Below are 9,878 nucleotides of genomic sequence, written 5' to 3'. Positions count from 1 at the left end.
GGGCAGCAGCGGGCTGCGGCACGCGCGCTCACGACGAACACGCACGGTCACGACGGAGAAGGACGCACTGCGATGACGTACGGCCGCGAGAAAATCGACCTGCCTGAGGACCGGGGGTGCCTGCGCTGGGTGCTGGGGGTCCCGCTCGGGATCGTGCACCTGCTGAACGCCTTCTGCGTCTTCTCGGCGCTGGCCTTCGGCCCGCAGGGCGAGTGGGACGACCGCGGTTACACCCGGATCGCCGCCGCCTGCTTCATCGCCCTCTGCCTGAGCGTGATCGGGCTGCTGATCACCGCCGTGCCGTCGGTGCACCGGGCCATGGGGCTGTGGTGGTTCGCCCCGCCGCTGCTGCTCGGGGTGGCCGCGTACGCCCGCATGGCGACCCTGGAGTAGTCCTGCGGCGGCAAGGCCGCAGCCCCCTCCCGGACGTCGGACCGGGCGGGGGCTGCGGCGGGTGCGGGGGTGGCGCCTGTCAGGCGGCGGCCACCACCGGGGCGCGCTCGTCCAGAGGCGAGGACGACGCGCTGTCGTAGGCCTTCTTGTCCAGGATTCCCTCGCGGGCCGCGACCACGACCGGGACCAGGGACTGGCCGGCGACGTTGGTGGCGGTGCGGATCATGTCCAGGATCGGATCGATCGCCATGAGCAGGCCGACGCCCTCCAGGGGCAGGCCCAGGGTGGAGAGGGTCAGGGTCAGCATGACGGTGGCGCCGGTGAGGCCGGCGGTGGCGGCCGAGCCGACGACCGAGACGAAGGCGATCAGCAGGTAGTCGGTGATCGTCAGCTGCACGTCGAAGATCTGCGCGATGAAGATCGCGGCGAGCGCCGGGTAGATGGCGGCGCAGCCGTCCATCTTGGTGGTCGCGCCGAACGGGACGGCGAAGGAGGCGTACTCGCGGGGGACGCCGAGGCGCTCGGTGACCTTCTGGGTGACCGGCATGGTGCCGACGGAGGAGCGGGAGACGAAGGCCAGCTGGATCGCGGGCCAGGCGCCCTTGAAGAACTGGATCGGGTTGACCTTGGCGACGGTGAGGAGCAGCAGCGGGTAGACGCCGAACATCACGAGCGCGGAGCCGATGTAGACGTCGGCGGTGAAGGTCGCGTACTTGCCGATGAGCTCCCAGCCGTACGAGGCGATCGCGGTGCCGATGAGGCCGACGGTGCCGATGGGGGCGAGGCGGATGACCCACCACAGGGCCTTCTGCAGCAGCTGCAGGATCGATTCGGCAACGTTCAGGACCGGCTGGGCCTTGTCGCCGAGCTGGAGGGCGGCGATGCCGGCGACGGCGGCGAGGAAGACGATCTGAAGGACGTTCAGCTCGGTGAACGGGGTGACGATGTCCTTCGGCACGATGCCGGTGAGGAAGTCGATCCAGGAGCCGGTGCGCTTGGGCAGCTTGCCGTCCTGCGGGGTCAGGCCGGTGCCCGCGCCGGGGTTGGTGAGCAGACCGATCGCGAGGCCGATGCCGACGGCGACCAGCGAGGTGATCATGAACCACAGCAGCGTGCGCGAGGCGAGGCGGGCGGCGTTGTTCACCTTCCGCAGGTTGGTGATGGACACCAGGATCGCGAAGAACACGAGCGGGGCGACGGCCAGCTTCAGCAGCTGGACGAAGATGTCGCCCACCTTCTCCAGGGTGGTGGCGAGCCAGCTGACGTCCTGGGTGCGGGCGAGCCAGCCGAACAGGACGCCGAGCACGAGACCGGTGACGATCTGGGCCCAGAAGGGGAACTTGAAGGAGGCCTTGGCGGGGGCCTGAGGGGTCGCGGACACGAACACTCTCCGGGTGGGGGTAACGCGCAAGAGAAGAGGGGAAACGAGGGGGGTGCTGGACTCAGCGACAGCCGCAACAGGCCGCGGACGCGCGGCGGCAGAGGTCGACGTGCAGGCGCGCCACGAGCAGGATGCTCGCGGTCAGGTGGGGCGCAACTGTGGTCAACATGTTGAGCACGCTAACACTTTCCCTTTGAGAACCTCAAAGATGCACTTTGAGACAGAGTCGCACCGAACCCCTTCCCCCGCCTCCGGAAAACACCAAGCGCCCCTGCACTCGGGGGTGTTCCCGGTACAGGGGCGCTTCGGTGTGTGAGGAAGGTAACCGCGGGACCGCGGGACCGCGGACCGACGGCCGTCGGGTCCGGCGGTCGGCCGGAGGCGGCGGTGCTACTGGCTGACGCGCGCGGCGTCGTCGGCCGCGTCCTCCTGCGAGCGGTTCGCGGCGAGCCGCTCCTTCGCGCCCGCGACGCGCCCGGCGATCTGCGCGGACATCTCGTCGCGCTGCTTGCGCAGCAGGACGAAGGACAGCGGCGCGGAGAGCACCAGGGCGAGCAGGACGACCCAGGCGGCGTTGGCGTCCCCGAGCCCCGCGGGCACCCAGCCCAGGTTGACCAGGACGGCAACGAGGACGAGGCATCCGACGAAGACGCCCAGGCGCATCGCGGTGTAGCGGATCGTCGCGCTCGGCTTGAAGGACACGGTGACCCCTTCTTGTGTCGTCGGTACGTCGTCAGCGTGCCCGTCCAGTGAAGCACGTCCCCCACGGGCCCGGTGCCGCCGGGGTCATCGGCTCAGTGCAGCGGCAGCAGCATGGTGATGTCGTCGCGGTCGTCGCCGGGAGCCACCCGGATGGCGTCCGGGACCCGGCCGACCTCCTTGTAGCCGCAGGCCGCGTAGAAGTGCTCCAGCCCCAGGCCGCCCCGGCAGCCGAGCCGGACGGCCTCGATGCCGTCGAGGCTGCGCGCGGCGTCGGCGACGGCCTCCATCAGGGCGCGCCCGGCGCCCCGGCCCTGGAGGTCGGGGGCGACCATGACGGTGTAGGCCCAGACCCAGTGGGTCATCAGCCGGTGGGTGTTGAGCGCGAGGAAGGCGCAGGCGCGGACCCTCCCGTCCGGGTCGCGGCCGACGATCAGGCGGTGGCGCCCCTCGGCCATGGCCACGAGGTGCTTGACCAGCTCGGGGCGGATGTCGTCCACCGTGACGGGTGGTACGAATCCGACGGCTCCGCCGGCGTTGGACACCTCGGTCCAGAGCTCGGCGATGCCGTTGCGCAGGGCGGGGTCGACGACGGGATCGAAGGTGAAGGTAAGAGGCACACCCGGAGGGTATCCATTACAAGCATCCTCGGGCAACGACGAAGCCCCGGTCCCGCACACGGGACCGGGGCCGTCGGCCGGCAAGCGCCTCAGACGCGCATCGCCTGCGGCGTCTCGCGCAGGTTCGCGTCCGGGCCGGGGTACTCCCGGATGACCTCGTACCGGGTGTTGCGCTCGACCGGCCGGAAGCCGGCCTCGCGGATCAGCTCCAGCAGGTCGTCACGGCTCAGCTTGTTCGGGGTGCCGTAGTTGTCCGCGTCGTGCGTGATCTTGTACTCGACGACCGAGCCGTCCATGTCGTCCGCGCCGTGCTGGAGCGCCAGCTGGGCGGTCTGCACGCCGTGCATCACCCAGAACACCTTCACGTGCTGCACGTTGTCGAAGAGCAGCCGCGAGACCGCGAAGGTCTTCAGCGCCTCGGCCCCCGTGGCCATCGTCGTCCGCGCCTGGAGGGTGTTGCGGATCTTGCCGTCCTTCATGTCCACGAAGTCGTGCTGGTACCGCAGCGGGATGAAGACCTGGAAGCCGCCGGTCTCGTCCTGGAGCTCGCGCAGCCGCAGCACGTGGTCCACGCGGTGGCGCGGTTCCTCGATGTGCCCGTAGAGCATCGTGCTCGGGGTCTTGAGGCCCTTCTCGTGCGCGAGCCGGTGGATGCGCGACCAGTCCTCCCAGTGGGTGCGGTGGTCGACGATGTGCTGGCGGACCTCCCAGTCGAAGATCTCCGCGCCGCCGCCGGTGAGGGACTCCAGGCCGGCCTCGATCAGCTCGTCCAGGATGTCGGAGGCCGACAGCCGGGAGATCGTCTCGAAGTGGTGGATCTCGGTCGCCGTGAACGCCTTCAGCGAGACGTTCGGCAGCGCCTCCTTCAGCGCGGACAGCGAGCGCGGGTAGTAGCGCCACGGGAGGCTCGGGTGCAGGCCGTTGACGATGTGCAGCTCGGTGAGGTTGTCGCTCTCCATGGCCTTGGCCAGGCGCACGGCCTCCTCGATGCGCATCGTGTACGCGTCCTTCTCGCCCGGCTTGCGCTGGAACGAGCAGTAGGCGCACGAGGCGGTGCACACGTTCGTCATGTTGAGGTGGCGGTTGACGTTGAAGTGGACGACGTCGCCGTTCTTCCGCGTGCGCACCTCGTGGGCGAGCGCCCCGAGCCAGGCCAGGTCGTCGGACTCGTAGAGGGCGATGCCGTCCTCACGGGTCAGCCGCTCGCCGGAGCGAACCTTCTCCTCCAGCTCACGCTTGAGCCCAGCGTCCATCGGCCGGTCGCCTCCTTGTGTGTCCTGTGCCCTGTAGCGCTCTGCGCACTTTCGCCCCGTACGGGAGCGCTCCTTGCCCAACCCCGCAACCGTACTCTTAGCGCTCTTCGGGCAGATCCCCGACCCGGTTCTCCCACTTCGTGGAGAGCACGATCGTGGTACGGGTGCGCGAGACGCCCTTGGTTCCCGAGAGCTTCCGGATGATCTTCTCCAGGCCGTCCACGTCGCTGGCGCGCACCTTGAGCATGTACGAGTCGTCGCCGGCGATGAACCAGCAGTCCTCGATCTCCGCGAAGTCGCGCAGCCGCCGGGCCACGTCCTCGTGGTCGGCGGCGTCGGAGAGGGAGATACCGATGAGCGCGGTGACGCCGAGGCCGAGGGAGGCCGCGTCGACGGTCGCGCGGTAGCCGGTGATGACGCCGGCCGACTCCAGCCGGTTGATCCGGTCGGTGACGCTCGGGCCGGACAGGCCGACGAGCCGGCCCAGCTCCGCGTACGAGGCGCGTCCGTTCTCCCGGAGTGCCTGGATGAGCTGCCTGTCCACCGCGTCCATATACCTGGAGCCTTCCATTGTTCGGCGATCCTGCGATCTTACGTATAGAATCAAAGGCGCACAGGGGTCAACACCCTGTGAATCTTTCAACAGATCAATGACGATCTTCAGGAGTGGTTCACCCGTGTACACGATCGAGATGGCCTACGCGCACATGCGACAGCTCCAGGAGCTGGCCAACCGATCCCGCACCGACCAGCCCGCCGCCGCCTACCGCGTCGACCAGACCCGCAAGCCGCACACGCGCACCGCGAAGAAGCGCTAGTCACCGCTTGCCTCCCGGGGGCGGGAGCCTCCCCCGGCCACCGCTGCGCGGTGCCCCCTTCCGAGCTCCCCCTCCCACCGGCGGTACAGCTGGTGCGGCACCCCTGCCGCATCCAGCACCCGCCCCGCGACGAAGTCCACCAGGTCCTGGATGTGCGTCGCCCCCGCGTAGAACGCCGGAGAGGCGGGCAGTACGACCGCGCCCGCCTCGTCCAGCTCCACCAGGGCCTTGAGCGTCTGCCCGTTCAGCGGGGTCTCCCGCACCGCGACCACCAGCCGCCGCCGCTCCTTGAGCATCACGCTCGCGGCCCGCTGGAGCAGGTCCTTCGACAGCCCGAGCGCCACTCCCGCCACACAGGCCGTGGACGCCGGAACGATCAGCATCCCCTTGGCGGGGTACGAACCCGAGCTCGGGCCGGCCGCCAGGTCACCGGCGGACCAGTACCGCAGGTCGCCCTCCGGCACCTCGAACGTGTCCGGCTTCCCGTCGGCCCCGCGGGCCAGCCACTCCCGCAGGTCCTCGCGCCAGTGCGCGTCGCGGAAGGCGATCCCGGTCTCGTCCAACAGGGTGAGCCGTGAGGCCCGGCTCACCACGAGGTCCACACTCTCGCCCGCCGCCAGCAGTCCTCGGATCACCGAGGCCGCGTACGGCGTCCCGGAAGCCCCGGAAACCCCGACCACCCACGGGGTGCGCTTGCGCTCTGTCATAGCTCCGAGACTATCCGGCCACACCGGGCGGGCACTCGTTAAGGTGTGCCGGACGTTCCCCGAGGGAACGACGCACGACACACGGGGGGCGAAGCAGATGAGCAGCAACACGATCGAGCCGAAACGGACCCGGGTCTACCGGGCCAGGACCGCGGCCAAACTGATGCTGGGCTGGGTGGCGCTGCTGTGGGTCCTGGAGGCGGTCGACTACGCCACCGGGCACGCCCTCGACCAGTACGGGGTCGTGGCCCGCGACCCGGAGGGCCTGACCGGCATCGTCACCGGGTCCTTCCTCCACTTCGGCTTCGACCACGTCGCCTCCAACAGCGTCCCGCTGCTGGTCCTCGGCTTCATCGCGGCCCTGTCCGGGATCCGCCGCTTCCTCGCGGTGTGCGGGATCATCATCCTGGCCGAGGGCGTCGGCACCTGGCTGATCTCCCCGCCGAACACCATGACCCTGGGCGCCTCCGGGGTCGTCTTCGGCCTCTTCGGCTACCTGCTGGTCCGCGGCTTCGTGGAGCGCCGGGTCCTCGGCATCGCCGTGTCCCTGGGTGTGGCCGCCGTCTGGGGCAGCACCATGCTCACCGGCATCCTCCCGATCCACGAGGGCGTCAGCTGGCAGGGCCACCTGTGCGGCCTCGCCGCCGGCATCGCCACGGCGGTCTACCACCGCCGCCCGGCCCCGGCCCGCCCGACGGGTCCTCAGCTGATCAGCTGACGGGTCCCCGGGCTACAGCGTCAGGCCTCGGGCGAAGAGGTCCGCGAGGGTGGCCACGAACAGGCAGATGCCGATCACGCCGTTCACCGTGAAGAAGGCGCGGTTCAGGCGGGACAGGTCGTGCGGGGTGACGATGGTGTGCTCGTAGAGGAACGCCGCCACGACGATCACCAGGCCGATCCAGAACAGCACGCCCGCGCCGGTGGCCACCGCGTACCAGGCCAGCAGGGCCGTCGTGACCACGTGGGCGCCGCGGGCGCCCCACAGCGCCGCCGGGACGCCGAAGCGGGCCGGGACGGACTTGACGCCCTCCGCCCGGTCGGCGGCCACGTCCTGGCAGGCGAAGATCAGGTCGAAGCCGCCGATCCACACGCCGACCGCGAGGCCGAGGACCACCGCGTCCCAGGACCAGCTCCCGGTGACCGCGAGCCAGGCCCCGACCGGGCCCATCGCCTGGGCCAGGCCCAGGATGGCGTGCGGGAAGTTCGTGAACCGCTTGCCGTACGGGTAGACCACCATCGGCACCACCGCGACGGGCGCCAGCATCAGGCACAGCGGGTTCAGCAGCGCCGCCGACCCGAGGAACACCACCAGCGCGATCCCGGCCCCGGTCCACGCCGAGCGCACCGACACCGCGCCGGTGACCAGCTCCCGGCCGGCGGTGCGCGGGTTGCGGGCGTCGATCTCGCGGTCGATGATCCGGTTCGCGGCCATCGCGAAGGTCCGCAGCCCCACCATGCACACGGTGACGAGCAGCAGCTCCGTCCAGTGCATGCGGCGGTCGAGCTGGAACATCGCGGTCAGCGAGGCGATGTAGGCGAAGGGCAGCGCGAAGACCGAGTGCTCGATCATGACGAGCCGCAGGAACGACTTCACCCTGCCGGGGGCCTGCGGCGCGGCGGGGCCGGGTCCGACGACCCCGTCGGCGGTGGTCATCATGCGAGGTTCCTCCGGAAGTTCTCGAAGTCGGCACGCAGTTCGTCCGCGCCCAGATTGCCGACCTCCATGTCGAGGTGGACCACCGCGTCGTCGCCGTTCGGGGTGAGCCGGGCGAGGAACTCGAACCCGTCCTCCACCGGGACGGCCCGCAGGGTCAGCGGGTTGTTCCGGCCCGGTGTCAGCCGGACCGAGAACGACTCCGCGTCGGCCATGCCGGTGATCAGCCGGTCCACGAAGGCGACGACGTACTCGCGCTCGACGTGCTCGACCTCGAACCGGGCGGACAGCTCCTTGTACGAATCGGCCGTCAGCAGCCAGCCGTCCTCCAGCTCGGGGCGGGACTCGATCGTGAGCCAGGCGCGGCCGTACCCCAGGGTGAGTGCCGCGACTGCGGCACCCTGTGCGTCGGTGGTCATGCCAGGCTCCCTCGGAAGGCCGCGAGGTCGGCCAACAGGTCCGCGGTGACGACCGGGCCGGCGGTGAGGGTCCGGGCGGGGGTGTCGTGGCCCTCGGGCGGGGTCACGTGGGCGGTGAGGGCCCAGCCGTCCCCGGCCGGGGTGCCGTCGAGCCGCAGCACGGCCCCGGCCTCCACGGTGAACGGCTCGGCGGCGGCGACGGCGGCCTGGAGCTGCTCGGCGAAGCCGTCGGCCTCGACGTCGCGCAGGCCCGGCAGTTCGAAGCCGTCGCCCTCGGCGCCGTCCTCGACGAGCAGGGCCCAGACGTCACCCGGGCCCGCGAACTCCTCCGGGGAGACCCCGGCCTCGCCCGCGGCCCGGACCACGTCCGGGTCGGACGGGTCGAGCTGCGGGCGCACCAGGGCCACGTACGCGGTGTCGTCACCGATGAAGAGGGCCGGCCCGGCCACGGCGTCGGCGCTCACAGCCCGTATTCCTTCCAGCGGCGGTCGACCAGGGCGGCGGTGGCCGGGTCGGACTCGACCATGTCGGGCCAACCGCCGTCGCGGGTGTAGCCCTCCTCGGGCAGCTTCTTCGTGGCGTCGATCCCGGCCTTGCCACCCCAGAACTGCTGGTACGAGGCGTGGTCCAGGTGGTCCACCGGGCCCTCGACCACCGTCAGGTCGCGCGCGTAGTCGGTGTTGCCGAGGGCCCGCCAGGACACCTCGTGCAGGTCGTGGACGTCGCAGTCGGCGTCGACCACGATGATCAGCTTGGTCAGCGACATCATGTGGGCGCCCCAGATGGCATGCATGACCTTCTGGGCGTGCTTGGGGTACTTCTTGTCGATCGAGACGATCGCGCAGTTGTGGAAGCCACCCGACTCGGGCAGGTGGTAGTCCACGATGTCCGGCACGATGATCTTCAGCAGCGGCAGGAAGAACCGCTCGGTCGCCCGCCCCAGCGGCCCGTCCTCGGTCGGCGGCCGGCCGACCACGATCGACTGGAGCAGCGGCCGCTTCCGCATCGTGATGCAGTCGATCTTCAGCGCGGGGAACGGCTCCTGCGGCGTGTAGAAGCCGGTGTGGTCGCCGAACGGGCCCTCCGGGAGCATCTCCCCCGGCTCCAGCCAGCCCTCGATCACGACCTCGGCGTTGGCCGGGACCTGGAGCGGGACCGTCTTGCAGTCCACCATCTCGATCCGCTTGCCCGCGACGAAGCCGGCGAAGAGGTACTCGTCGATGTCGCCCGGCAGCGGCGCGGTCGACGCGTACGTCACGGCCGGCGGGCAGCCGAACGCGATCGCGACCGGGAGCCGCTCGCCGCGCTGGGCGGCGACGGCGTAGTGGTTGCGGCTGTCCTTGTGGATCTGCCAGTGCATGCCGATGGTGCGCTTGTCGTGGCGCTGGAGGCGGTAGAGGCCCAGGTTGCGCACACCCGTCTCCGGGTGCTTCGTGTGCGTGAGACCGAGGTTGAAGAAGGAGCCGCCGTCCTTGGGCCAGGTGAACAGCGCCGGCAGCCGGTCCAGGTCGACGTCGTCGCCGGTGAGGACGACCTCCTGGACGGGCGCGGCGCCGCCCTTCACCTTCTTCGGCGGGACGTGCACCATCGAGCCGAGCTTGCCGAAGGCCTCGCGGACGCCGATGAAGCCCTGCGGCAGCTCCGGCTTGAGCAGGCCGCCGATCTTGTCGCAGATCTCGCCGTACGACTTCAGGCCGAGGGCCTTGAGCAGGCGGCGGTCGGTACCGAAGACGTTCATCGCCAGGGGCGTGTCCGAGCCCTTGACGTTCTCGAACAGCAGGGCCGGACCGCCCGCTTTGTTCACTCTGTCGACGATCTCCCCGACTTCCAGGAACGGGTCGACTTCGGCCTTGATGCGCTTGAGGTCGCCCTCCCGCTCCAGAGCCCGGAGCAGCGAGCGGAGATCGTCGTAAGCCATAGGGGCCAGTATCCGT

General features: G+C 70.3%; 14 protein-coding genes. 3 read left to right on the top strand and 11 right to left on the bottom strand.

What is annotated here, in order from left to right; all coding sequences use genetic code 11:
- The first annotated feature begins 72 nt into the window (after positions 1 to 72).
- The gene (locus tag ACFVGY_RS08490; RefSeq protein ID WP_385673040.1) at positions 73 to 393 is read left to right on the top strand and encodes a hypothetical protein; all 321 of its coding nucleotides are present in this window, start codon (positions 73 to 75) and stop codon (positions 391 to 393) included.
- Between the two features lie 79 nt (positions 394 to 472).
- Here ACFVGY_RS08490 and ACFVGY_RS08485 read toward each other — a convergent pair whose 3' ends face one another.
- From ACFVGY_RS08485 to ACFVGY_RS08460, 6 genes are all read right to left on the bottom strand, one after another.
- Positions 473 to 1,780 (bottom strand): dicarboxylate/amino acid:cation symporter, encoded by a 1,308-nt coding sequence (locus ACFVGY_RS08485; RefSeq protein WP_385673037.1) that lies wholly within the window; start codon positions 1,778 to 1,780, stop codon positions 473 to 475.
- A 55-nt stretch (positions 1,781 to 1,835) separates the two neighbouring features.
- Positions 1,836 to 1,943 (bottom strand): putative leader peptide, encoded by a 108-nt coding sequence (locus tag ACFVGY_RS08480; protein WP_385673034.1) that lies wholly within the window; start codon positions 1,941 to 1,943, stop codon positions 1,836 to 1,838.
- Between the two features lie 221 nt (positions 1,944 to 2,164).
- On the bottom strand, positions 2,165 to 2,437 hold the full coding sequence (locus ACFVGY_RS08475; RefSeq protein ID WP_385673413.1) for a DUF4229 domain-containing protein: 273 nt from the start codon (positions 2,435 to 2,437) through the stop codon (positions 2,165 to 2,167).
- 131 nt (positions 2,438 to 2,568) lie between these two features.
- Positions 2,569 to 3,093, bottom strand: a complete 525-nt coding sequence (locus ACFVGY_RS08470; RefSeq protein WP_385673031.1) for a GNAT family N-acetyltransferase — start codon at positions 3,091 to 3,093, stop codon at positions 2,569 to 2,571.
- 89 nt (positions 3,094 to 3,182) lie between these two features.
- Positions 3,183 to 4,346, bottom strand: coding sequence for an aminofutalosine synthase MqnE (gene mqnE, locus ACFVGY_RS08465; RefSeq protein ID WP_385673028.1), 1,164 nt, complete (start codon positions 4,344 to 4,346; stop codon positions 3,183 to 3,185).
- 97 nt (positions 4,347 to 4,443) lie between these two features.
- Positions 4,444 to 4,899, bottom strand: a complete 456-nt coding sequence (locus ACFVGY_RS08460) for an Lrp/AsnC family transcriptional regulator (RefSeq protein ID WP_360623994.1) — start codon at positions 4,897 to 4,899, stop codon at positions 4,444 to 4,446.
- Positions 4,900 to 5,023: 124 nt separating this feature from the next.
- Between ACFVGY_RS08460 and ACFVGY_RS08455 the strand changes: the two genes are divergently transcribed.
- On the top strand, positions 5,024 to 5,164 hold the full coding sequence (locus ACFVGY_RS08455; protein WP_360623992.1) for a hypothetical protein: 141 nt from the start codon (positions 5,024 to 5,026) through the stop codon (positions 5,162 to 5,164).
- Here the strand turns inward: ACFVGY_RS08455 and ACFVGY_RS08450 are convergent.
- Entirely contained in the window at positions 5,161 to 5,871 is a 711-nt protein-coding gene (locus ACFVGY_RS08450) for a UbiX family flavin prenyltransferase (RefSeq protein ID WP_385673025.1), read from the bottom strand. The two genes, ACFVGY_RS08455 and ACFVGY_RS08450, sit on opposite strands and share 4 nt — an antisense overlap.
- Before the next feature lie 97 nt (positions 5,872 to 5,968).
- On the opposite strand from ACFVGY_RS08450, the gene ACFVGY_RS08445 reads away from it, so the two are divergent.
- Positions 5,969 to 6,589: a rhomboid family intramembrane serine protease gene (locus ACFVGY_RS08445; protein WP_385673022.1), complete on the top strand. Its 621-nt coding sequence runs from the start codon at positions 5,969 to 5,971 to the stop codon at positions 6,587 to 6,589.
- Positions 6,590 to 6,601: 12 nt separating this feature from the next.
- On the opposite strand, the gene mqnP is transcribed toward ACFVGY_RS08445, so the two are convergent.
- Genes mqnP through ACFVGY_RS08425 form a run of 4 tightly spaced genes read right to left on the bottom strand, consistent with a single transcriptional unit; the run spans position 6,602 to position 9,862 of the window.
- Entirely contained in the window at positions 6,602 to 7,525 is a 924-nt protein-coding gene (mqnP, locus tag ACFVGY_RS08440) for a menaquinone biosynthesis prenyltransferase MqnP (protein ID WP_385673411.1), read from the bottom strand.
- The gene (locus ACFVGY_RS08435) at positions 7,525 to 7,944 is read right to left on the bottom strand and encodes a hypothetical protein (RefSeq protein ID WP_385673019.1); all 420 of its coding nucleotides are present in this window, start codon (positions 7,942 to 7,944) and stop codon (positions 7,525 to 7,527) included. The genes mqnP and ACFVGY_RS08435 overlap by 1 nt, the downstream gene beginning before the upstream one ends.
- The gene (locus tag ACFVGY_RS08430) at positions 7,941 to 8,408 is read right to left on the bottom strand and encodes a hypothetical protein (RefSeq protein WP_385673016.1); all 468 of its coding nucleotides are present in this window, start codon (positions 8,406 to 8,408) and stop codon (positions 7,941 to 7,943) included. The genes ACFVGY_RS08435 and ACFVGY_RS08430 overlap by 4 nt, the downstream gene beginning before the upstream one ends.
- A complete protein-coding gene (locus ACFVGY_RS08425; protein WP_385673013.1) occupies positions 8,405 to 9,862 on the bottom strand; it encodes a menaquinone biosynthesis decarboxylase in 1,458 nt (485 codons plus the stop codon). The genes ACFVGY_RS08430 and ACFVGY_RS08425 overlap by 4 nt, the downstream gene beginning before the upstream one ends.
- Positions 9,863 to 9,878: the final 16 nt, after the last annotated feature.

This window comes from Streptomyces sp. NPDC127106 (genome assembly GCF_042677605.1).
GTDB lineage: Bacteria > Actinomycetota > Actinomycetes > Streptomycetales > Streptomycetaceae > Streptomyces.
The sequence above is the reverse complement of the archived record's forward strand: the minus strand, read 5'-3'. Positions and strand labels throughout refer to the sequence as shown.

Coding starts and splice junctions, on each gene's coding strand:
- ACFVGY_RS08435 (WP_385673019.1), bottom strand. CDS start 7,944: ATGACCACCGACGCACAGGGTGCCGCAGTCGCGGCACTCACCCTGGGG.
- ACFVGY_RS08445 (WP_385673022.1), top strand. CDS start 5,969: ATGAGCAGCAACACGATCGAGCCGAAACGGACCCGGGTCTACCGGGCC.
- ACFVGY_RS08460 (WP_360623994.1), bottom strand. CDS start 4,899: ATGGACGCGGTGGACAGGCAGCTCATCCAGGCACTCCGGGAGAACGGA.
- mqnP (WP_385673411.1), bottom strand. CDS start 7,525: ATGACCACCGCCGACGGGGTCGTCGGACCCGGCCCCGCCGCGCCGCAG.
- mqnE (WP_385673028.1), bottom strand. CDS start 4,346: ATGGACGCTGGGCTCAAGCGTGAGCTGGAGGAGAAGGTTCGCTCCGGC.
- ACFVGY_RS08490 (WP_385673040.1), top strand. CDS start 73: ATGACGTACGGCCGCGAGAAAATCGACCTGCCTGAGGACCGGGGGTGC.
- ACFVGY_RS08475 (WP_385673413.1), bottom strand. CDS start 2,437: ATGCGCCTGGGCGTCTTCGTCGGATGCCTCGTCCTCGTTGCCGTCCTG.
- ACFVGY_RS08480 (WP_385673034.1), bottom strand. CDS start 1,943: ATGTTGACCACAGTTGCGCCCCACCTGACCGCGAGCATCCTGCTCGTG.
- ACFVGY_RS08425 (WP_385673013.1), bottom strand. CDS start 9,862: ATGGCTTACGACGATCTCCGCTCGCTGCTCCGGGCTCTGGAGCGGGAG.
- ACFVGY_RS08450 (WP_385673025.1), bottom strand. CDS start 5,871: ATGACAGAGCGCAAGCGCACCCCGTGGGTGGTCGGGGTTTCCGGGGCT.